14 protein-coding genes are annotated in these 23,487 nt (G+C 72.2%); 10 read left to right on the plus strand and 4 right to left on the minus strand.

Annotation, left to right across the window (positions count from 1 at the left end; translation table 11 throughout):
- The 4 genes from N8I87_RS26535 (at position 1) to moeZ (ending at position 4,200) form a co-directional block, all read left to right on the plus strand.
- Positions 1-1,068 carry a hypothetical protein gene (locus N8I87_RS26535; RefSeq protein WP_411577290.1) on the plus strand — a complete coding sequence of 356 codons (1,068 nt, stop codon included), beginning with the start codon at positions 1-3 and terminating at the stop codon, positions 1,066-1,068.
- A 193-nt stretch (positions 1,069-1,261) separates the two neighbouring features.
- The gene (locus N8I87_RS26540; RefSeq protein WP_263212310.1) at positions 1,262-2,218 is read left to right on the plus strand and encodes an NAD-dependent epimerase/dehydratase family protein; all 957 of its coding nucleotides are present in this window, start codon (positions 1,262-1,264) and stop codon (positions 2,216-2,218) included.
- Positions 2,206-2,958: a spherulation-specific family 4 protein gene (locus tag N8I87_RS26545; RefSeq protein ID WP_263212311.1), complete on the plus strand. Its 753-nt coding sequence runs from the start codon at positions 2,206-2,208 to the stop codon at positions 2,956-2,958. Before N8I87_RS26540 ends, N8I87_RS26545 begins: the two co-directional genes overlap by 13 nt.
- A gap of 63 nt (positions 2,959-3,021) precedes the next feature.
- Positions 3,022-4,200 (plus strand): adenylyltransferase/sulfurtransferase MoeZ, encoded by a 1,179-nt coding sequence (moeZ, locus tag N8I87_RS26550; protein WP_263212313.1) that lies wholly within the window; start codon positions 3,022-3,024, stop codon positions 4,198-4,200.
- Between the two features lie 89 nt (positions 4,201-4,289).
- Here the strand turns inward: moeZ and N8I87_RS26555 are convergent, their stop codons facing one another.
- From N8I87_RS26555 to N8I87_RS26565, 3 genes are all read right to left on the minus strand, one after another.
- Complete coding sequence (locus N8I87_RS26555; RefSeq protein WP_263212314.1) at positions 4,290-5,834, minus strand: alpha/beta hydrolase; 1,545 nt, start codon at positions 5,832-5,834, stop codon at positions 4,290-4,292.
- 134 nt (positions 5,835-5,968) lie between these two features.
- A complete protein-coding gene (locus tag N8I87_RS26560) occupies positions 5,969-7,507 on the minus strand; it encodes an alpha/beta hydrolase (RefSeq protein ID WP_263212315.1) in 1,539 nt (512 codons plus the stop codon).
- Positions 7,508-7,581: 74 nt separating this feature from the next.
- Positions 7,582-10,323, minus strand: a complete 2,742-nt coding sequence (locus N8I87_RS26565) for a flippase-like domain-containing protein (protein ID WP_263212317.1) — start codon at positions 10,321-10,323, stop codon at positions 7,582-7,584.
- 186 nt (positions 10,324-10,509) lie between these two features.
- On the opposite strand from N8I87_RS26565, the gene N8I87_RS26570 reads away from it, so the two are divergent.
- From N8I87_RS26570 to nudC, 5 genes are all read left to right on the plus strand, one after another.
- Entirely contained in the window at positions 10,510-10,896 is a 387-nt protein-coding gene (locus tag N8I87_RS26570; protein ID WP_263212319.1) for an MGMT family protein, read from the plus strand.
- Between the two features lie 257 nt (positions 10,897-11,153).
- Positions 11,154-14,519, plus strand: coding sequence for an ATP-dependent helicase (locus N8I87_RS26575; RefSeq protein ID WP_263212320.1), 3,366 nt, complete (start codon positions 11,154-11,156; stop codon positions 14,517-14,519).
- Positions 14,520-14,719: 200 nt separating this feature from the next.
- Positions 14,720-18,235 (plus strand): ATP-dependent helicase, encoded by a 3,516-nt coding sequence (locus tag N8I87_RS26580; RefSeq protein ID WP_263212321.1) that lies wholly within the window; start codon positions 14,720-14,722, stop codon positions 18,233-18,235.
- A gap of 47 nt (positions 18,236-18,282) precedes the next feature.
- A complete protein-coding gene (locus tag N8I87_RS26585) occupies positions 18,283-19,686 on the plus strand; it encodes a dipeptidase (RefSeq protein ID WP_263212322.1) in 1,404 nt (467 codons plus the stop codon).
- 156 nt (positions 19,687-19,842) lie between these two features.
- A complete protein-coding gene (gene nudC, locus N8I87_RS26590; RefSeq protein WP_263212323.1) occupies positions 19,843-20,787 on the plus strand; it encodes an NAD(+) diphosphatase in 945 nt (314 codons plus the stop codon).
- Between the two features lie 75 nt (positions 20,788-20,862).
- Here the strand turns inward: nudC and N8I87_RS26595 are convergent, their stop codons facing one another.
- Entirely contained in the window at positions 20,863-21,105 is a 243-nt protein-coding gene (locus tag N8I87_RS26595) for a mycoredoxin (RefSeq protein WP_263212324.1), read from the minus strand.
- 181 nt (positions 21,106-21,286) lie between these two features.
- On the opposite strand from N8I87_RS26595, the gene N8I87_RS26600 reads away from it, so the two are divergent.
- A complete protein-coding gene (locus tag N8I87_RS26600; RefSeq protein ID WP_263212325.1) occupies positions 21,287-23,482 on the plus strand; it encodes an ATP-dependent DNA helicase UvrD2 in 2,196 nt (731 codons plus the stop codon).
- Positions 23,483-23,487 lie beyond the last annotated feature (5 nt).

Below are 23,487 nucleotides of genomic sequence, written 5' to 3' on the forward strand. Positions count from 1 at the left end.
ATGCACCGTCACCGCGAGCTGTGCGAACGCGCGGTGGACCCGCTGGAGATCGTGGCGGGGCTGGAGGCGCACGGCGTCACCGACCGGACCGCCGCCCGCTTCCGCCACCGTGATGTCTTCTCGCTCGCCGAGGAGATGTACGCGCGCGTGCCCCGCGACGACGACCCGCTCCCGCCCCCCGACCCCGCGACCGCGCCCCGCGCACGCGCCGACTGGGCCCTGCTCACTCTGCTGCCCGGAGCGCTGAGCGCGGCGGCCGTGACCGCCCTGCACCTCACCCACGGCCGAACGCGGCTTGTGGCGGCCGCCGTGGGCGTTCTCGCCGTGACCCTCGGCGTGCGCGCGGCACTGCGCCGCGGCCCGCTCGCCACCCCACCCGACGGTCACATGTGGCACACGCCGGCTCGCATGCGCACGTCCGCCCACTGGCTCCTCGCCTACGCCCTCCTCGGCGACGGCCTGCTCCGTGCTGTCCTGCACGGCGGCCCCGACGGCCCGCCCACCGGCGCTGCGGGTGGCCCCTGGCCCCTGGCCACCGCACCCGTCCTGGCCCTCACCCTGGCCTGCGCCCCGGCGGCCTGGACCGCCCATCTCTTCGCCGCACGCGTCCACCGCAGGCTCACGGCCAGCCGCGGCCTGGAGGAGTTCACCGCCGCCGCACAGCCGCTGCTGCTCGGCACGGTCGCCCTGTTCCTGAGCGCCCTCGCGGGCCTGGCAGCCCTGTCCGGCATCGCCCTGCACGAGCCCGCCGCTCTCCCGCAGGTCCTCACCCTGGGCGCCCTCCTCCTGCTCGCCCGCCTCCTCACCGTCCACCACCATCCGTACGCCCCGGCCCACGCCCTCACCGCCGCGGCCGCGGTCGAGGCGACGGCCCTGGCCCTGGTCCTCGGCGGCCGGCTCCCCGGGTGCGCCTTCCTCGCGACCCCCATCGAGACCCTCGTGGACACCTGGGGCGAGGGCAGCGTCCCCGCGCTCGCCTGCGGAACGGCAGCCCTGGCCCTGTTGCTCCACGCGGCCCGCACCCTCACCCGCGCCTCGGCGCACACGCCGACGGGAGAGCAGCGATGACCGGCACGCCACAGCTCCCCTCGCGGCGGAGCCGCCCACCGCGGCCCAGACCTTTTCCAGCCACAGGCGCCCTGCCCAGCCGCCGGAGGCAACCGCGCCATCCCTTCGAAGGAGAACACCAGATGACCACCTCCCGACCCGGAGCGCCCGGAGCCACCGGAGCAGCCGGAACGCACACCCCGGGAGCCGCACGATGAGGGTTCTGCTGATCGGAGCCAACGGCTACCTCGGCCGCTTCGTCGCCGACCGTCTGCTCGCCGACCCGGCCGTCCAGCTCACCGCGCTCGGCCGCGGCGACGACGCCGACGTCCGCTTCGACCTCGCGTGCGGCAGCCCCGGCGCACTCACCCGCTTCCTCGACGCGGTGCACCCCGGCGTCGTCGTCAACTGCGCCGGAGCCACCCGCGGCGGCGCCCGCGAACTCACCCGGCACAACACCGTCGCCGTCGCCACCGTCTGCGAGGCCCTGCGCCGCAGCGGCTGCGGCGCCCGTCTGGTGCAGATCGGCTGCAGCGCCGAGTACGGCCCCAGCCAGCCCGGCTCCTCCACGGCCGAGGACGCCGTCCCCCGCCCCGGCGGTCCGTACGGCGTCAGCAAGCTCGCCGCCACCGAACTCGTCCTGGGCTCGGGTCTGGACGCCGTGGTCCTCCGCGTGTTCTCGCCCGCCGGCCCCGGCACTCCGGCCGGCTCCCCGCTCGGCCGTCTCGCCGAGGCGATGCGCCGCGCCATGCAGTGCGGCGACGGTGAGCTCAAGCTCGGCGGCCTGGGCGTCCAGCGCGACTTCGTCGACGTCCGCGACGTGGCCCGCGCCGTGCACGCCGCCTCGCTCTCCGCCGCGCAGGGCGTCATCAACATCGGCTCGGGCCGTGCCGTCCGGCTGCGCGACGCCGCCGCCGTTCTCGCCCGTGTCGCCGGATACGGCGGTGCCCTGCACGAACTCGACGGACCACCCGGACCCCTGAGGGCATCCATCGGCCACCCGCGCGCCGACTCCGACCACGCCCCGGTCGCATTCCCGTACCCCGACGGCTGTGGCAGCTGGCAGCAGGCCGACGTGCGCACCGCACGCGACCGGCTCGGCTGGCGGCCCCGCATCAACCTCGAAGAGTCCCTCGCCGACATCTGGATGGAGGCGGCATGCCGCATCTGACCAGCACCAAACCTGGCACCGCGGGCACCCTCGCCCGCACCGGCTTCGGCATCCCCGGATTTGCGCATCCCCTGGTCGCCCCCATGGAGTGGGGCGAGCTCACCCGTCCGGGCACGCCCCTGCACTGGGTCGTCCTCAATGTGTCGGGCGGCGGTCCCGGCACGCGCCCCGACCCGCACTGCCTGGAGGCGGCCGGCCGGCTGCGCAACGCCGGCGTCCGTGTCCTCGGTCACCTCGACACCATCCACGGCGCCCGCGCCCACGCGGACCTGCTCTCGGACGCGCACCGGTACCACGACTGGTACCGGGTCGACGGCTTCCTCCTCGACCGCTGCCCCGGTGAGCGCACCGCGTTCCCCGAGGTCCGCCGCACCGTCGAGGCGCTGCGCGCGGTCCGCGCCGACGCCCACGTCGTCCTCGGCCACGGCACCCACCCGCACCCGGGCTACGCCGCGAGCGCCGACCAGTTGGTGACCTTCTCCGGCTCCTGGGCCGACTACCGCTGGTCGCAGGTGGCCGAGTGGACCACGGACTACCCGCCTGACCGCTTCTGCCACTTCGTGCACGGCGTGCCCCGCGGCCATCTCGACGAGGCGCTGCGCATCGCCCGCTGGCAGGGTGCGGCGACGATCTACTTCACCGACCGCACCGATCGTGGCGGCCGGGCCGACCCCTGGGAGACCATGCCCGGCTACTGGGACGAAATCGTCTCGCGGATCGGAACGGGTGTCTCGGAATGAAGAAGGCCATGGCAGTGTTACAGGGAGAACAACTGTAGTGATTGACCGACCAACGGAGTCCCCGTGTCGTTGCCACCCCTGGTCGAGCCAGCCTCTGAGCTCACCGTAGACGAGGTCCGCAGGTACTCCCGCCACCTGATCATCCCCGATGTCGGGATGGACGGGCAGAAGCGGCTGAAGAACGCCAAGGTGCTCTGTGTGGGTGCCGGCGGCCTGGGTTCGCCGGCGCTGATGTACATGGCCGCGGCCGGCGTGGGCACGCTCGGCATCGTGGAGTTCGACGAGGTCGACGAGTCGAACCTGCAGCGCCAGATCATCCACAGCCAGTCCGACATCGGCCGCTCCAAGGCGGAGTCCGCCCGGGACACGGTCAAGGGCATCAACCCGTACGTGAACGTGATCCTTCACGAGGAGCGGCTCGAGGCCGACAACGTGATGGACATCTTCAGCCAGTACGACCTGATCGTCGACGGCACGGACAACTTCGCGACCCGCTACCTGGTCAACGACGCCTGCGTGCTGCTGAACAAGCCGTACGTGTGGGGCTCGATCTACCGTTTCGACGGCCAGGCGTCCGTCTTCTGGTCGGAGCACGGCCCCTGCTACCGCTGCCTCTACCCGGAGCCCCCGCCCCCCGGCATGGTTCCCTCCTGCGCCGAGGGCGGCGTCCTCGGCGTGCTGTGCGCGTCCATCGGCTCCATCCAGGTCAACGAAGCCATCAAGCTGCTCGCCGGCATCGGTGAGCCGCTGGTCGGCCGACTGATGATCTACGACGCCCTGGAGATGCAGTACCGCCAGGTGAAGGTCCGCAAGGACCCGAACTGCGCGGTCTGCGGCGAGAACCCGACCGTCACCGAGCTCATCGACTACGAGGCCTTCTGCGGTGTCGTGTCCGAGGAGGCCCAGGAGGCGGCCGCCGGTTCGACGATCACTCCCAAGCAGCTCAAGGAGTGGATCGACGACGGCGAGAACATCGACATCATCGATGTCCGCGAGCCGAACGAGTACGAGATCGTGTCCATCCCGGGCGCCCGGCTGATCCCGAAGAACGAGTTCCTGGCGGGCACCGCCCTGGAGGCCCTCCCGCAGGACAAGAAGATCGTCCTGCACTGCAAGACGGGTGTCCGCAGTGCGGAAGTCCTCGCTGTGCTGAAGTCCGCGGGCTTCGCGGACGCCGTGCACGTCGGCGGCGGCGTGATCGGCTGGGTCAACCAGATCGAGCCGAACAAGCCGGTCTACTAGGCCCACGCCTTCCCCGGTCCCGGAGGGGCTCGGCACCACGCGTGCCGGGCCCCTTTCCGCTGCCCGGGGCCCTTGGCCCGACGCGGGTGCTACGAGCAGACCTTGCCGTCCTCGGGCACCGTCCCGTCGACCAGATACGCGTTCACCGTCGAGTCGACGCAGTCGCTCCCGTTGCCGTAGGCCCCGTGTCCCTCGCCCTTCCAGGTGAGCTCCACACCGACACCCTTGCCCAGCTCGTCCGCCATCCTGCGGGCGCCCTCGTACGGCGTCGCCGGGTCCCCGGTGTTGCCGACCAGCAGGATCGGCGCCGCACCCGGCGCGCTGACCTCCGGGGTGTCGTACTGCCCGGGCACCGGCCAGTCGTGGCACCAGCCGGCCGTGTCCCAGCCCAGGAAGTCCCCGAACACCGGCGAGATCTTCTCGAACTCCGGCAGCAGCTTCTTCGTCTCCGTCAGCGTGGGCCGCTGCTTGTCGTCCAGGCACGATATGACCCGTTGTGCATGGGTGGTCGTGCCGTAGTGCCCTGCGGAGTCGCGCTCGTTGTAGTTGTCGGCGAGCGACAGTAGCTTCGAACCGTCACCCTGCTCGGCGGCCTTCAGGGCGCTGGTGAGCGTCGGCCAGCTGGCCTCGCTGTACAGCGGCAGGACGATTCCGGTGACCGCGAGAGTCTGTGTCAGCTTGCGCCCGGACGACGTCGGGAGCGGCTTGGCGTCGATCCGGTCCAGCAGGTTCACGATCTTCCGCGAGCCCTGCTTCGGGTCCTGGCCCGTGGACTTGAGGTAGTCATCCAGGGCCCGCTGAAAGCCCCGGGCCTGGTTCTCGGCGTGGCCCACCGCGTCGGCGCTGGGGTCGACCACCGCGTCCAGGATCAGCCGCCCCACGTTCCTGGGGAACAAGTGGGCGTACACACCGCCCAGTTCGGTGCCGTAGGAGATGCCGAAGTAGTGCATCTTGGTGTCGCCGAGGACCTGGCGCATCAGATCCATGTCGCGGGCCGTGTCGGTCGTCGACACATGCGCCATCAGCTTCCCGGCGGCCTTCTCGCAGCCCTTGCCGAAGTCGGTGGCGTCCTGGAAGTAGGCCTGTTCCTCCGCCGGCGTGTCCGGGGTGGCGTCCACCGCCTCGGCGGACTGGATCTCCCGGTCGCCGCGGCAGCGGATGCCCTCGCTCGCCCCGACCCCGCGCGGGTCCCAGCTCACCAGGTCATACCGCTGGCGCAGCTTGGAGACCGTGGCCGCGTAGTACGGCATCATCGACACGCCCGAGCCGCCCGGACCGCCGAAGTTGAACAGCAGCGAGCCGATGCGGTCGTCCCCGGTGGCCTTGGCACGGATCAGTGCCAGGCCGATCGTCTCGCCGTCCGGCTTCGCCCAGTCCAGCGGCACCTTGAGCGTGGCGCACCGCCAGTCGGCGTTCGGCGCCGGGGAGTCTCCCGTGGCCTTGCAGCCGCCCCAGGCGAGCTTCTGCGCCGTGAGCGAGGCGGGCAGGGCGGCGGACGTGGCGGTCGGTGACGCCGACGGCCTATCGGACCGGCCCTTGCCCTCGTCCCCGCTTCCGCCGGACGATCCGCCGCTGCAACCGGCCACCAGCACCGCTGCTGCGACCGTGGCCGTCCATCGTGCGAAACGTGACATTTGCACCCCCCTCACGAGCTCTCCGCCCTGAGCCGCGGGGAGCAGTCAGGCCATAGTAGGCGGATCAAGCCGAGCCCGTGCCGGCCTGTGGATAACTCTCTGACCTGCGACTTCTCTTGGCAACACGGGAGAGTTCAGGAGCAGACGGTCCCGGTCGGCGGCACCTTCCCGTCCAGCAGATAGCCGTTCACCGTGTCCTGCACGCACTTGTTCTTGCTGTCGTACGCGCCGTGCCCCTGCCCCTTGTACGTCAGCTGGACGCCGACGCCCTTGCCGAGCGCCTCCACCATCTTCCGCGCGCCCTCGTACGGGGTCGCCGGGTCGCCGGTGTTGCCCACGACGAGGATCGGCGCCGCCCCGGGCGCACTGACGTCGGGATGGTCGGCGGCGCCCGGTACCGCCCAGTTGGTGCAGCTGAGCATGCCCCAGGCCAGGAAGTCCCCGAACAGCGGGGAGGCGGAGCGGAACTGCGGCAGCCTCTGCTCGACGAAGTCGGCGGTGTACCGCGGCTTGTCGTCGGCGCAGTTGATGGCGGTGTTCGCCGCGGTGATGTTGCTGTACTCGCCGTTCTCGCTGCGGCCGTTCATCGAGTCGGACAGCAGCATGAGGATCTTGCCGTCGCCGTCGTACGCCTGCTCGAGACCCTCGGTGAGGTACTCCCAGAAGTCCTTGGAGTACAGGGACTGCGCGATGCCGTTGGTCGCGGCGGTCTGGGTCAGCCGGCGCGGGAAGATACCCGGGATCGGTTTCTTGTCGAGGTCACTGAGCAGCTTGGCGATGCGGTCCTTGACGTCCTGCGGGGTGTCGCCGATCGGGCACTCGGTGACCTTCGACGTGCAGTCCTCGGCGAAGTTGTCGAGCGCGAGCTGGAAGCCCCGGGCCTGCCCGAGCGAGCTCTGCTCGGGGTTCTGCGTGGGGTCGACGACCCCGTCGAAGACGGCCCGGCCCACGTTCTTGGGGAACAAGTGGGCGTAGACGCCGCCGAGTTCGGTGCCGTACGAGATACCGAAGTAGTGCAGTTTGTCGTCGCCGAGGACCTGGCGCATGAGGTCCATGTCGCGGGCGGCGTCCGTGGTGCGCACATGCGGCAGGATCGTCTTGGAGTTCCTCTCGCAGGCCCCGTTGAACTGCTTGGTGCGGGCCAGGAGCTGGGTGCGCTCGGCCGTGTCGTCGGGCGTCGCGTCCTGCTGGAAGAACTCGTCGAGCTGCGCGTCGCTCTCGCACTCGACCGGGTCGCTGCGTCCGACCCCGCGCGGGTCGAAGCTCACCAGGTCGTAGCGGGTGCGCAGCTTGGCGTAGTCCTCGCCGAAGGCGGGCAGGGTGGTGACGCCGGAGCCGCCGGGGCCGCCGAAGTTGAAGATCAGCGAGCCGATCCGCTTGCTCGGGTCGCCGCTCGCCTTCGCCCGGATCAGCGCCAGGCCGATGGTGGCGCCCTTGGGGTTGTTCCAGTCGAGGGGCGCCTTCATGGTGGCGCACTGCCAGGTGCCGCCGTTCGGCAGCGGCGACGGGGAGCTGCCGCCGCCCTCCGCCGGGGACGGTGCCGGGCAGTCCTTCCAGTCCAGTTTCTGCGCGGTCAGGTCCCCGTCGCCGGAGCCGCTGCTACAGCCCGCCACCAGGGAGGACAGCACTACGGCGACGGTCACGGCGGGGCGGATCCGGAAGGGCTTCGGCATGATTCCATCCTGGGGCGGCGCACGGTGGGGCGCTCGGGGCGCGGGCCGTACGAGGTACCTCCGCCGGTGTACGGCTACAGGGCGCCCTTGCGCGTCAGGTGGTTGAAGGCCAGCCAGCCCGGCAGCACCGGCAGCCACAGCGTCAGGAGCCGGAACAGCAGGACGGCCGGTGCGGCGACCTCCTTGGGAAGGCCGACGGCGATGAGTCCGACGGTCAGGGTCGCCTCCACCGCGCCCACACCGCCCGGGGTCGGCGCCGCGGACCCGAGCGCGTTTCCGGCGAGGAAGACGACGGCGACGCTGGCGATGCTGAGCGAGGTGGAGTTGTCGCCGAACGCCCGGATCGACGCGTCCAGGCACATCACGAAGCACGCGGTGAGCAGGAGCATGCCGCCGATGCCGGTGACCAGCTTCTGCGGCCGCTGCAGCACGTCCAGCATGCGCGGCACCACACCCGCGAACAGCGACCTCACGCGCGTGACGACGAATTTCCGCAGGAACGGCACCGAGGTCACCACGAGCACGAGCACCGCCACCGTGAGCAGGCCCGCGATGACCGTACGGGACGGCGACAGTGACGGGGTCTTCTCGGTGCCGGTCAGATAGCCGAAGGACAGCAGCATCAGGATGTGGCAGCCGAGCCCGAACAGCTGCGAGGCGCCGACGCTCGCCACCGCGAGGCCGGGCCGTACCCCCGCGCGCTGCAGGAAGCGCGTGTTGAGCGCGACACCGCCGACCGCGGCCGGCGCCACGATCTTCACGAAGGACCCGGCGACCTGTGCCGCCACGGTCCGTACGAAGGGCACCCGCTCGGGCACGAATCCCAGCAGTGCCATGGCAGCGGCGACATAGCTGAGCGCCGAGAACAGCACCGCCGCGATCACCCAGCCCCACTGGGCCTGGGCGAAGAGGGTGCCGAACTCGATGTGCGTGAGCTGGGTCAGCAGGTAGTACGCGCCGATGGCGCCCGCGATGAAGCTGATCAGCGTGCGCGGCCGCACCCGCTCCAGGCGGGCCGGCTCCACGGGCGCCTGCGGCCTGATCCGCAGCACCTCGTGCCGGATCTGCGTCAGCAGATCCTCTTCGCGGGCCTCCTCCAGAGCTTCGTCGATGGCCCGCTTCTCGGCCCGCTGTTCCGCGCGCACCGTCTTCTTGTCGGGCTTCTCGAGTACGGGGCCGCTGTCGTCCGAGCCCTCCTCCAGGCGGGCCTGCCTGTCCTGCCGTGATGCCTCGAGGACCGCCTCGCGCTCCCGCTGCGCCCGCTCGCGGGCCAGTTTTCGCAGCGTCGCGCGCGTGGAGCGGGTCAGCGCGATCGGCTGGAGCATCGGCAGGCAGTCGGCGACGGCGTCCGGACCGAGGACACGGAGCGCGGAGGCCACGGCCCGCTCGGCGCCCACCCGCAGGCCGAGCGTGGTGACCAGCTGGGCGATGTCCATGCGCAGCAGCAGATCGCCGGCCGCGATCTCGCCACCGCGCAGATCGGTGAGGATCACCGTGCCGGAACGATCCACCACAATCGCGTCACCCGCCAGCCTGCGGTGCGCGATGCGCCGCGACTGCAGCGCCTGCACCTGGTGCCAGGTGTTGCGCAGCAGTTCGTCGGTGATCTCCTCATCCGCCAGCGCGTCCAGGGTGCGCCCGCCGGTGTGCTCGTAGATGAGCACGACGGCGTCGGGGCCCAGCTCGGAGGTCGCGATCAGCTTGGGCGCGTTGGCGCCGGCCGCGATGGCCGCGTAAGCGAGCAGGGCCTCCTGCTCCAGCGCCTGGCGCAGCGACTGCAGGCTGCTGCGGGTGGCGAAGCCGCGCAGGGTCAGATTGCGCCACGCGCGGTAGAAGAAGCCCTGCGCCTGCTGCTCCCGGTCGACCACCGTGACGTCGAGCGGCGGGCCGTCCTCCAGGGTGACGAAGTAGCGTCGGCCGCGGTCGCCGTTCTCCGTGTCCGCGGCCTCCTCGCGGGCCGCCGAGACGGGGTGGAACCCGACGTGCCGCAGGCCGGCCATCAGGGTCTGTCCCGTGGGACGGACGTTGGGGGAGCCGACCGCGTACAGCGTCCCGTAGGCCACGGTCCAGCCGATCAGCACCGTCAGAATGATCGAGAACGGTGTCGTGTAGCCGGTGACCAGCATCGAGAACGCGTCGAGCATCAGCACGATCCACAGCACGGCACGCCAGCGGGGCCGCCGGGACATGCCGACGGCCGTCATGTACGCGATGACGGGGGCCAGGTAGCCGTGCACCGGGTCGGTCAGGGCGTGGATGTCACCGGGGGACGGCTGGGTGAGCGCCTCCTGGATCGAGTCGGGGGCGGCTCTGGCGACCCACAGGTCGGTGGCGAGGGTCACTCCGTGTGCGAGGACCGCCGCGAGCACGCCGTCGGCGATGCGCAGCCCGTCCCGTTTGATCAGCCGCTCGATCGCGAACGCGACCGGCACCAGGAGGATCGCGATGCTCGACGCCAGTCCCGCGATCTTGATCAGTAGATCGGGTGCCTGGCCGGTGCCCTTGTTGATGTCCTGCTCGAGTCCCGAGGTCGTTCCGTGTGCGAACGCGGCGATCGCGAGCAGGACGACGATGGCGAGCACGCCCACCAGGAGGCGCATCAGGTCGGAGGGGCGGTGCACGCGCGCGGGGAGCAGCGGTTCGTCGCCCTCGACCTCGTCGACGTGAGCGTCGTCGGGGCCGTCGGCCCGGTTCGGCGGAGCCGTCGTGTGTCCCGTCTCTTCAGGGCTCTTCTCGTGCACGTCGGCGGTGTCCGGACGTGCAGGGACGGCAGAGCCGCCCTCCGCGCCTTCGGCGTGCACGCCCTGCTGCTTCATCGTCTCTTCTTGGTCTCGTATCACCAGTCACCGCCCGCACGATGGTGGCATGCCCCAGTGGCACACGGGGGCATCAGGGTGCAAATGCGGGGGCGCACAGTCTGCCGGAAGCGCCGCTCCAGAGCGAGGGATGCGTCCGGTGCCGAGTGCGTCGCGTTGTCGGTGGGGTGGGGCAGGATGGGGCGAATGAGCGAGGAGAACCTTCCTGAGGGCGCCCGGGCGGGAGGCACGCAGGCGCTGCCGGAGTACGCCGAGAGGGTTCTCGACGTCGCCGAGCGGATTCCGCCCGGTCGTGTCATGACGTACGGGGACGTCGCCGAGTGGCTGGAGGAGGGCGGTCCGCGCCAGGTCGGCCGCGTGATGGCCCTCTACGGGGGAGCCGTGCCGTGGTGGCGCGTCGTGCGCGCCGACGGGGTGCTGCTGGCGGGCCACGAACTGCGGGCCCTCGACCACTATCGCGCGGAGGGCACCCCTTTGAAGGAGGCGAGCAGGGCCGCCGAGGGCCACCTGCCGCGGCTCGACCTGAGACGTGCGCGGTGGGACGGCGACGAGGGCGCGGAGGGTCACACCTGACAGCTTCCGCCATCGCACCCCTCCTGGGGGAACCCGTGGCCCGTACGGGGGACACGGGGGACGTCCGTGGCATGCCGTACGTTCGTGAGACGTGGGATGTGCGTGTCGCACGAGCCGGGAGGGAAGAAGCGGAAGCCTCACTTCCGTCCCGCTCGGCGGCGTAGCGTCGACGGAACGCGTCCCCCTCACCCCGCGGCCACCGCTCTGCGCGTACGGCGGCCCGACAACCAGCACGACCACCAGGACCGGCGAACCACGTGAGCTCCTCTTCCTCCACCAGGCGACTGCCGCACCCCCAGGTGCGGCAGGGGAACCGTGGCGCTTACCGACTGGTCCGTACTCCGCCGGCCGAACAGGGTCCCCCTCGTCTTGACGTCGCCCAGCGCGCGGTGGTTGACCACCGGTCCGGTCCGCTGCTCGTTCTCGCAGGTCCCGGCACCGGCAAGACCACCACGCTCGTGGAGTCCGTGGCCGCGCGGATCGCCCGGGGCGGGGACCCCGCGCGGATCCTCGTGCTGACGTTCAGCCGCAAGGCGGCCGTCGAACTCCGCGACCGCATGGCCCAGCGCCTGGGGGCGGCCAGGGCACCCCGGGCCACCACATTCCACTCGTACTGCTACGCCCTGGTCCGTGCCCACCAGGACAGCGACCTGTTCGTGGAGCCGCTGCGGCTCCTCTCCGGCCCCGAGCAGGACGTCACCGTTCGTGAGCTGCTCGCGGGCGAGCCCGACCTGGAACGGCTCGGCCTCACGCACGTGCGCTGGCCGGACGAACTGCGCGCGTGCCTGACCACCCGCGGCTTCGCCGACGAGGTCCGCGCGGTGCTCGCCCGCAGCCGGGAACTGGGCCTGGGCCCCGACGCCCTGGATGCCTTCGCCCGCCGGATCGGCCGCCCCGACTGGCGGGCCGCCGCCGCGTTCCTTGCCGAGTACCTCGACGTGCTCGACATGCAGGGGGTGCTCGACTACGCGGAACTCGTCCACCGTGCGGTGCTGCTGGCCCGCCGCCCCGGGGCCGCGGCCCGGCTCGCCGCGCAGTACGACGCCTTGTACGTCGACGAGTACCAGGACACCGACCCGGCCCAGGTGCGCCTGCTGCACGCCCTGGCCGGCGGCGGCCGCACCCTGGTCGCCTTCGGCGACCCCGACCAGTCGATCTACGCGTTCCGGGGCGCGGACGTGAACGGCATCCTGGACTTCCCGGTGGCCTTCCCGCGCGCGGACGGCCGTCCGGCTCCCGTCGAGGTCCTGCGGACCTCCCGCCGCTTCGGCGCCGCCCTGCTGGCCGCCACCCGTCTGGTGACCCAGCGCATGCCGCTGACCCGCCTGCCCGCCGACAAGGTACGGGCCCATCGTGAGCTCGTCCCGGCCCGGGACGGAGGCCGAGTCGAGGCGTACACGTACCCCACGGCCGGTACGGAGCTGGACAACATCGCCGACATCCTCCGCAGGGCGCACCTGGAGGACGGCGTTCCCTGGGGCGAGATGGCCGTCCTGGTGCGTGCCGGATCCCGCACCATCCCGACGGTCCGCCGCGCCCTCACGGCCGCCGGCGTCCCCCTGGACATCGACGGCGACGACCTGGCGCTGCGCCATGAGCCGGCGGTGGCACCGCTGTTGACGGCACTCAGGGCGGTGGCGACGGCGGAGGCGGCCCGGGGCGTACGGCCCGTGAAGACCGCCGAGCGGTCCGCAGATCGAGCCGAGCAGTCCACGGATCGATCCGAAGAGGACCCGGCTCCGGACACCTCCTGGCTCACCAGCGAGACCGCCCTGACCCTGCTCACCTCCCCCCTCGCCGGCATGGATGCGGCCGACCTGCGCCGTCTCGGCCGGGCCCTGCGCGAGGAGGAGCGCGTGGCCGGCAACCCGCTGCCGCCGCCCTCGGACGAACTGCTCGCACAGGCTCTCGCCGAACCCGAGCGCCTGGTCGCGCATGATCCCGTGTACGCCCGCGGGGCCCAGCGGCTCGGCGCACTGCTCAGGAAGGCACGGGAGTGCCTCGCGGGCGGCGGCACGGCAGAAGAGGCGCTGTGGGAGCTTTGGCAGGGCACCCCGTGGCCCACCCGTCTGGAGCGGGCCGCCCGGCGCGGTGGCGCGGCCGGCCGCAACGCCGACCGTGACCTGGACGCCGTGTGCGCGCTGTTCGCGACCGCCGCGCGCGCGGAGGAGCGCACGGGCGGCCGGGGCGCTCTGAACTTCCTGGAGCAGATCGAGGCCGAGGACATCGCCGCCGACACGCTCACCCGGCGTGCCGTACGGCCGGACGCCGTCCGTCTGATGACCGCGCACCGCTCCAAGGGTCTGGAGTGGCGCCTGGTCGTGGTCGCCGGTGTCCAGGAAGGCCTCTGGCCGGACCTGCGCCGCCGCGGCTCCCTCCTGGAGGCCGACCGCATCGGCCGCGACGGACTCGCCGAACCGCTCACCCCCGGCGCACTGCTCGCCGAGGAGCGCCGCCTCTTCTACGTCGCCGCCACACGCGCGCGTGAACGCCTCGTCGTCACCGCGGTGAAGGCGCCCGCGGACGACGGCGACCGGCCCTCCCGTTTCCTGACGGAACTCGGCGTCGAGCCGCGGGACGTCACCGGCCGCCCCCGCCGCCCGCTGTCCGTGGCCGCGCTCGTCGCCGAGCTGCGCGCCACGACCGTCGACCCGCGCGCTTCCGCCACCCTCCGCGAGGCCGCCGCCCGCCGGCTCGCCCGGCTCGCGGCGCTCGCCGACGAGGACGGCCGCCCACTGGTCCCGTCGGCCCACCCCTACCGCTGGTGGGGCATGTTCGAGCCGACCGAGAGCAAGGTGCCGCTGCGCAACCGCGACGAGCCCGTGGTCCTGTCCGGCAGTGCCCTCGACCAGCTCGCCAACACGTGCGCCCTCCAGTGGTTCCTGGGCCGCGAGGTGAAGGCCGACGCGCCCGCCACCGCCGCCCAGGGCTTCGGCAACGTCGTACACGTCCTCGCCGACGAGGTCGCCTCCGGACGCACCCCCGCCGACCTCGCCGTCCTCATGGAGCGCCTGGAGTCGGTGTGGAACGCGCTCGCCTTCGACGCGCCATGGAAATCGGCGCAGGAGATGGAGCACGCGCGCGCGGCGCTCGAACGCTTCCTGAAGTGGCATGTGCTGGACCGCACCGGGCGCACAGCCGTGGCGAGCGAGCACGACTTCGACGTCACCCTCGAAGCGGGCGACTACGAGGTGCGCATTCGCGGCCAGATGGACCGCGTCGAGACGGACGGCGAGGGACGCGCGTACGTCGTGGACTTCAAGACCGGCAAGCAGCCGGTCAGCGCGGCCGAGGTGGCCCGCCATCCGCAGCTCGCCGTCTACCAACTGGCCGTCGGCGCGGGAGCCGTGGACGAGGCCTTCGGCGGTGTACGTCCCGAACCGGGCGGCGCCGAACTCGTGCAGCTGCGGCAGGGCGCGCCCAGGCGCGACGGCGGCGAGACCCTGCCCAAGGTGCAGGCCCAGGAGCCGCCGGCGGGGGAATGGGTCGGCGACCTGCTGGCCACCGCCGCCGGAAAGGTCCTCGACGAGCGGTTCACGCCGAGCACCGGCCAGCACTGCGCGCACTGTGCGTTCCGAGCGTCGTGCAGCGCGCGGCCGGAGGGACGGCACGTGGTCGAGTAGCGGGCGGCACGCGGACGGAAGGCGGTCGGGCAGCGGGCGTGACGCGCTCGAGCAGCCGGCCCGACACGGTCGGGCAGCGGGCGTGACGGGGGCGGGCAACAGGCGTGACATATCGCACCAACCGCGCCGACCTGCGGTTCTCGTCGCCTCGGCGGGCCATCGGACATCTGTTGTCAGTGCCCGCCGATAGCCTTCCCGACATGCCCGCCCGTATCACCGACCCCGAGCAGCTCAAGGAGCTCCTCGGCATCCCGTTCACCCCGGAGCAGACGGCCTGCATCATCGCTCCGCCCGCCCCGCAGGTGATCGTGGCCGGAGCCGGATCGGGCAAGACCACGGTGATGGCGGCACGGGTGGTGTGGCTGGTCGGCACCGGACAGGTCGCCCCCGAGCAGGTCCTCGGCCTGACCTTCACCAACAAGGCCGCCGGTGAACTCGCCGACCGCGTCCGCAAGGCACTGGTCAAGGCCGGCGTCACCGACCCCGACGTCATCGACCCGGACAACCCGCCCGGCGAGCCGGTGATCTCCACGTACCACGCCTTCGCGGGCCGCCTCCTGACCGACCACGGCCTGCGGCTCGGACTGGAGCCCACGTCCCGGCTGCTCGCCGACGCCACCCGCTACCAACTCGCCGCACGCGTACTGCGCGAGGCCCCCGGCCCCTACCCGGCGCTGACCCGCTCCTTCGCCGACCTGGTCAGCGATCTGCTCGCCCTCGACTCCGAACTCGCCGAGCACCTCGTACGCCCCGAGGACCTGCGCGCGTGGGACGCCGATCTGCTGGTCAGCCTGGAGGGCGCCAGGCTGACCAACGCCGACCTGCGCAAGGTCCCCGAGACAGCCGCCGCCCGCCGCGAACTCGTCGAACTCGTCGTGTGCTACCGAGCCGCCAAACGCGAGCGCGACCTGCTCGACTTCGGCGACCAGATCGCCCTGTCCGCAGCCCTCGCCCGGATCCCCGAGGTGGGCCGCGTGCTGCGCGACGAGTTCCGCGTGGTGCTCCTCGACGAGTACCAGGACACCTCGGTGGCCCAGCGCGTGCTGCTGGCGGGCCTCTTCGGCGAGGGCACGGGCCACCCGGTGACCGCCGTCGGCGACCCCTGCCAGGCGATCTACGGCTGGCGCGGCGCCTCCGTGGCCAACCTCGACGACTTCCCCGAGCACTTCGCCGACGCCGAGGGTCGGCCTGCCACCCGCCAGGCACTGAGCGAGAACCGCCGCAGCGGCGGCCGCCTCCTCGACCTCGCCAACGGCCTCGCCGAGCCGCTGCGCGCCATGCACGCGGGCGTGGAGGCCCTCCGCCCGGCCCCCGGCGCCGAGCGCGACGGCACGGTCCGCTGCGCCCTGCTGCCCACCCACGCCGAGGAGATCGGCTGGATCGCCGACGCCATCGCCCACCTCGTGCACACCGGCAAGGCGCCCGGCGAGATCGCCGTCCTGTGCCGTACGGCCACCGACTTCGCCGAGATCCAGGGCGCGCTCGTGGCCCGCGACATCCCCGTCGAGGTCGTCGGCCTCTCCGGGCTGCTGCACCTGCCCGAGGTCGCCGACCTGGTCGCCGTCTGCGAGGTCCTCCAGGACCCCGGCGCCAATGCCTCCCTGGTCCGTCTGCTGACCGGCCCGCGCTGGCGCATCGGCCCCCGCGACCTCGCCCTCCTCGGGCGGCGCGCCCGGCTTCTCGTGGCCCACGCGCGCGTGGGCGCGGACGACGACCCGCACCGCCGGCTCGCCGAGGCCGTCGAGGGCGTCGACCCGTCCGAGGTGATCTCGCTCGCGGACGCCCTCGACACGTTCCTGGAGACACCCCTGAACGGCGCCGACACCGAGGGGGACGACGACGGGCTGCCCTTCTCTCCGGACGCACGCGTGCGCTTCGCCCGCCTGGCCACCGAACTGCGCGAACTGCGCCGCTCGCTGGCCGACCCGCTGATGGACGTCCTGCACCGCGTCCTCGCCGTCACCGGCCTGGAGGTGGAGCTGTCGGCGTCACCGCACGCGCTCGCCGCCCGCCGCCGCGAGACCCTGTCGAACTTCCTGGACATCGCCGCGTCCTTCGCCGCGAGCGACGGCGAGGCCACCCTCCTGGCCTTCCTCGGCTTCCTGCGCACCGCCGCCCAGTACGAGAAGGGCCTCGACAACGCCCTCCCCGGCGGGGAGAACACCGTCAAGGTGCTCACCGCGCACAAGTCCAAGGGCCTGGAGTGGGACGTCGTCGCCGTGCCCGGCCTCGTCACCGGAACGTTCCCCAGCACACAGGGCCGCGAGAAGTGGACCTCCCAGGCCAAGGTGCTGCCGCACGCGCTGCGCGGCGACGCCGACACACTGCCCGAGATCGAGGCCTGGAACTCCCGGGGGATGAAGGTCTTCCACGAGGCGATGAAGGAACACCAGCACACCGAGGAACTCCGCCTCGGCTACGTCACCTTCACCCGCCCCCGTTCCCTGCTCCTCGGCTCCGGCCACTGGTGGGGCCCCTCCCAGAAGAAGCCCCGCGGCCCCTCCGACTTCCTGCTCGCCCTGCACGACCACTGCGCCGCCGGGTACGGCGAGATCGAGTCCTGGGCCGACGAGCCCGCGGAGGACGAGGAGAACCCGGCCCTGCACCGGGCGACGGCAGACCAGGCATGGCCGCTGCCCCTGGACGCCGCCGCGATGGCCCGCCGCCGCGCGGCCGCCGAGACCGTACTCGCCCACCTGGAAGACCTCGCCACCCACCAGGACACCCACCCGGCGGCCACCCACGACCCCGACACCTACGACGACCCGGACTGGCCCCCGGCACCGGACGAAGAGGCACCCTACGAGGACCCGTTCCTCGAGGAGGACGCCGACGACTGGGAGTCCTGGACCACGGACCGCCCCGTCGTCCCGCACCAGGCCGGCCCGAGCGAGCGGCGGTCGGCCGTTCGCCTCCCGGAGCCGGAGCCGGAGCGAGAGCCGGAGCGAGAGCCGGAGTCGCGGCGGGAGCGTGACCAGCGTGACCCGGAGCACACGCCCTTCACCCCCGAGGAGGCCCGCGCCATCGCCTCCTGGGACCGCGACCTCGACGCGCTCACCGGAGAGCTCCTGCGCGCCCGCCGCAGCGTCACGGACGTCGTCCTGCCGACCACACTGACCGCGACCCAGCTGCTGCGCCTGGCCGAGGACCCGGACGGTCTCGCGCAGGAACTCGCGCGCCCCATGCCGCGCCCCCCACAACCCGCCGCGCGTCGAGGCACCCGATTCCACGCATGGGTGGAGGCCCGGTTCGAAGAACTGACGCTGCCCATGCTGGAGCCCGAGGACCTGCCCGGCAGCGAGGCCGAGATCGCCGACGAACACGACCTCGCAGCGCTCAAGGACGCCTTCGAACGCACCGAGTACGCCCACCGCACACCCCACCGCGTCGAGGCCCCCTTCCAGCTCGCCCTCGCGGGCCGCGTCGTACGGGGCCGTATCGACGCCGTCTACAAGAACGCCGACGGGAACGGTGTGACGTACGAGATCGTCGACTGGAAGACCAGCCGCGGCCGCGCCGCCGACCCGCTGCAGCTCGCGGTCTACCGGCTCGCGTGGGCCGAGCAGCAGGGCGTACCAGTGGAATCGGTCACGGCCGCCTTTGTGTTCGTCCGCACCGGAGAGGTCGTACGGCCGGCCGGCCTGCCGGACCGGGCGGCCCTCGAGCGGCTGCTTCTGGGGGAGCCGGAGTGGCACGCGGGCGAACCCCGAGTGTGACGAACAGCCCGATCAGTATGTCCGCACGGGCCGATAGGCTCGTGGACATGAGCCAGACCCCGGACAGCGCCGTCCGTACGTACATCGAGCAGCACCGCGCCGCCTTCCTCGACGACCTCGCCGCATGGCTGCGCATCCCCTCCGTGTCGGCCCAGCCCGACCACGCTCCCGATGTCCGGCGCAGCGCCGACTGGCTCACCGCCAAGCTCAAGGAGACCGGCTTCCCGGCCGTCGAGGTCTGGGAGACGCCGGGCGCCCCGGCCGTCTTCGCCGAGTGGCCCGCAGACGACCGCGAGGCTCCGACGGTCCTCGTCTACGGCCACCACGACGTGCAGCCCGCCGCTCGTGAGGACGGCTGGGACAGCGAGCCCTTCGAGCCCGTCGTCCGTGGCAACCGTCTCTACGCGCGCGGGGCGGCCGACGACAAGGGCCAGGTGTTCTTTCACACACTCGGCGTCCGTGCCCACCTCGCCGCCACCGGCGCTGCCGCCCCGGCCGTCAACCTGAAGCTCCTGATCGAGGGCGAGGAGGAATCCGGCTCCCCGCACTTCCGGGCCCTCGTCGAGGAGCACGCCGGACGGCTCGCCGCCGACGCCGTGATCGTCTCCGACACCGGCATGTGGTCCGAGGACACCCCGACGGTGTGCACCGGCATGCGCGGCCTCGCCGAGTGCGAGATCCAGCTGTACGGCCCCGAGCAGGACATCCACTCGGGCTCCTTCGGCGGTGCCGTGCCCAACCCCGCGACCGCGGCCGCCCGCCTCGTCGCGGCCCTGCACGACGAGCACGCGCGCGTGGCGGTCCCCGGCTTCTACGACGGCATCGTCGAGCTGACCGACCGCGAGCGCGAACTCTTCGCCGAACTGCCCTTCGACGAGCGGCAGTGGCTGCGCACCGCCAAGTCCCACGCCGCCCACGGCGAGGCCGGACACACCACCCTGGAACGCATCTGGGCCCGCCCCACCGCCGAGGTCAACGGCATCGGCGGCGGCTACCAGGGCCCCGGCAGCAAGACGATCATCCCCTCCTCGGCCATGGTGAAGCTCTCCTTCCGGCTGGTCGCGGGCCAGGACCCCGACCACATCGAGAAGGCCGTCCGCGCCTGGGCCGCCGATCAGGTTCCTGCCGGGATCCGCCTCGAGATCACCTTCGGCTCGGCCACGCGCCCGTGCCTGACCCCGCTCGACCACCCCGCCCTGCGGTCGGTGGCCCGCGCCATGGGCCGCGCCTTCGAGGGGCCGGTCCGCTTCACCCGCGAGGGCGGCTCCGGGCCCGCCGCCGACCTGCAGGAGGTCCTCGGCGCGCCCGTCCTGTTCCTGGGCATCTCCGTCCCCTCCGACGGCTGGCACGCCCCGAACGAGAAGGTCGAGCTCGACCTCCTCCTCAAGGGTGTCGAGACCTCCGCTTATCTGTGGGGCGACCTCGCGGAGAACTGGCGCCATGCACCCTGACCGGCCCGCGCCGCACGGAGCGGTACCGCGCGCGGGGCACACTGGAGGGACCGCCCCGCCCGTCCCGCCCGCACCCGGCCCAGTCCCCTCATGCCCTTCGTCCCGCTGAACCGCCCGCCGAACCAAACCGTTCCACTGGGGGAGTTGGAAGCACCCGTGACCACCTGGACCGACCACACCGCCGACCGACCCATCTCGCTCACCGCCCCGAGCGGCATCGACCGCGCCGCCCACCACCGGCTCGACGAGGCCTGGCTCGCGGCGGCGTGGAGCCACCCCACGACCCGCTGCTTCGTGGTCTCCGGCGGCCAGGTCCTCGTCGACGAGACGGCGGACGGCCGGACCGAACTCATGATGACCCCCTCCTTCGAGGCCCCCCTCACCGAGGCGCACCGCTACTTCCTGGGCACCGACGAGGACGGCATCAGCTACTTCGCGCTCCAGAAGGACGCCCTGCCCGGCCGTATCGACCAGTCCGCCCGCCCGGCGGGTCTGCGCGAGGCCGGTCTGCTGCTCTCGCCGCGGGACGCGGGCCTCATGGTGCACGCGGTCGGCCTGGAGAACTGGCAGCGCACCCACCGCTTCTGCTCCCGCTGCGGCGAGCGCACCGTCATCGCCGCGGCCGGCCACATCCGTCGCTGCCCGGCCTGCGGCGCCGAGCACTACCCGCGCACCGACCCCGCCGTGATCATGGCCGTCACCGACGAGGACGACCGCATTCTGCTCGGCCGGCAGGTCCACTGGCCCGAGGGCCGCTTCTCGACGCTCGCCGGCTTCGTCGAACCCGGAGAGTCCATCGAGCAGACGGTGCGCCGGGAGGTCTTCGAGGAGGCCGGCATCACCGTCGGCCAGGTCGAGTACGTCGCCAGCCAGCCCTGGCCGTTCCCGTCCAGCCTCATGCTCGGCTTCCTGGCCCGCGCCACCTCGACCGATGTCAATGTCGACGGCGACGAGATCCACGAGGCCCGCTGGTTCTCCCGCGAGGAACTGCACACCGCGTTCGAGTCGGGCGAGGTGCTGCCCCCGTACGGCATCTCGATCGCGGCCCGCCTGATCGAGCTCTGGTACGGCAAGCCGCTGCCGACGCGGAGCTCCTTCTGACGAGATCCACGAAGAAGGCGGCTCCCGAGACATCTCGGGAGCCGCCTTCTCGCAACAGCCTGGGGCGTGCAGTCGTCACACGCCGATCTTCTGCTTCACCTGCGCGAGCGAGGGGTTCGTCAACGTCGAACCGTCGGCGAAGCGCACCGTCGGGACCGTCTGGTTTCCGCCATTCGCCTTCTCCACGAACGCCGCGGACTCCGGGTCCTGCTCGATGTTGATCTCGGTGTACGCGATGCCCTCGCGGTCCAGCTGGCTCTTCAGCCGGCGGCAGTAGCCGCACCACGTGGTGCTGTACATCGTCACAGTGCCCTGCATCTCGCTCGCGCTCCTCTGGCAACTCGGGGAAGGTCGTCCAGCACAGGAACGTACGCGAACCGGCCGCCATTCCCGCCGGGGGTATGTGCCGCACGTGACGCCTGCCGCATTAGTACGACTGCAGGGGTCTCCCTGTGGACAACCGGCACAGCCGTCTCCGGCGACCTGGCAGCATGGCCATGTGACAGCAGCAACGCACTCCTCCCTCTTCCCGCCGGTACCGGACACGGCCGACGCGGTGCTCGAAGGGCTCGACCCCGAGCAGCGCGAGGTGGCCACCGCCCTGCACGGTCCGGTGTGCGTGCTGGCGGGCGCCGGCACGGGCAAGACGAGGGCGATCACCCACCGCATCGCCTACGGAGTCCGCGCCGGTCTTCTCCAGCCCTCCAGCGTGCTCGCGGTCACCTTCACCAACCGTGCCGCGGGCGAGATGCGCGGCCGCCTGCGCCAGCTCGGCGCTCAGGGTGTCCAGGCCCGCACGTTCCACTCCGCCGCGCTGCGCCAGCTGCAGTACTTCTGGCCGAAAGCGATCGGTGGCTCCCTGCCCCGGCTCGTCGACCGCAAGATCCAGCTCGTCGCGGACGCGGCCGCCGCCTGCCGGATCCGCCTCGACCGTGGCGAGCTGCGCGACGTCACCGGCGAGATCGAATGGTCCAAGGTCACCCAGACCGTCCCCGCCGACTATCCGCTCGCCGCCGTGAAGGCAGGTCGCGACGCCCCGCGCGACCCGGCCGAGATCGCCCAGCTCTATGCGGTCTACGAGGACCTCAAGCGCGACCGCGCCGTCATCGACTTCGAGGACGTCCTGCTGCTGACCGTGGCCGTCCTGCAGGATCGGCACGACATCGCCGACCAGGTCCGCTCCCAGTACCAGCACTTCGTGGTGGACGAGTACCAGGACGTCAGCCCGCTCCAGCAGCGCCTGCTGGAGCTGTGGCTCGGCGACCGGGACAGCCTGTGCGTCGTCGGCGACGCCAGCCAGACGATCTACTCGTTCACGGGAGCAACCCCCGACCACCTCATCGACTTCCGCGCCCGCCACCCCGGCGCCACCGTCGTCAAGCTCGTCCGCGACTACCGCTCCACTCCCCAGGTGGTCCACCTCGCCAACGGTCTGCTCGCCCAGGCCCGCGGCCGGGCCGCCGACCACCGACTCGAACTCGTCTCCCAGCGTGCCCCGGGCCCCGACCCCGTCTTCAGCGAATACACGGACGAGCCGGCCGAGGCCGAAGGCGCCGCCCGCCGGATCCGCGAGCTCATCGACGCCGGCGTGCCGGCCGCCGAGATCGCCATCCTGTTCCGCACGAACTCCCAGTCCGAGACCTACGAGCAGGCCCTCGCCGACGCCGGAGTCCCCTACCAGCTGCGCGGCGCCGAGCGGTTCTTCGACCGCCCCGAGGTGCGCAAGGCCGGCGTCGCACTGCGGGGAGCCGCCCGCTTCGGGGGCAACGACTCCCTTCTGGACGACGTGGTGACCCTCCCCTCCCAGGTGCGTGCCGTCCTGTCGGGCGAGGGCTGGACCACCGAGCCGCCGGCCGGCTCCGGGGCCGTCCGGGAACGCTGGGAATCGCTGGCCGCCCTGGTCAACCTCGCCCACGACTTCGCGGCCGCCCGGCCCGACGCCACCCTGAGCGACTTCGTCGCCGAACTCGACGAGCGCGCGGGCGCCCAGCACGCCCCCACCGTCCAGGGCGTCACCCTGGCCTCACTGCACTCCGCCAAGGGCCTGGAGTGGGACGTCGTCTTCCTGGTCGGCGTCGCCGAGGGCATGATGCCGATCACCTACGCAAAGACCGACGAGCAGATCGAGGAGGAGCGCCGGCTGCTGTATGTCGGTGTGACCCGCGCCAGAGAACGGCTCAATGTCTCCTGGGCTCTGGCGCGAGCGCCCGGCGGCCGTCCGAGCCGCCGCCCCAGCCGCTTCCTGGACGGACTGCGTCCCGGCTCCACCGCCACCATGGGCCGCTCGGCCGCCGGTACGTCCGGAGGTGTCGAACGCGGCTCCACGAGCGGCACCGTGACGGCTCCCCGGCGTCCCCAGCGCACCCCCGCCCGCTGCCGGGTCTGCGGCAGGACGCTCATGGACGCGGGCGAGATGAAGTTGATGCGCTGTGAGGACTGCCCCTCCGACATGGACGAGGGGATCTACGAGCGGTTGCGCGAGTGGCGGGCGGACCAGGCCCGGCGCAGCGGGCAGCCCGCCTTCTGCGTCTTCACCGACAAGACGCTGATGGCCATCGCCGAGGCCGTCCCCGACGACGACGGCGAACTGGCCCGCATCCCTGGCGTCGGCGTGCGCAAACTCAACCGCTACGGAGCGGAAGTTCTGGCCATCTGCGCAGGCCTGGAAGTCGTGGGAGGCGACGAGCGCGACTGATACGA

Source organism: Streptomyces sp. HUAS 15-9 (assembly GCF_025642155.1).
Taxonomy (GTDB): domain Bacteria; phylum Actinomycetota; class Actinomycetes; order Streptomycetales; family Streptomycetaceae; genus Streptomyces.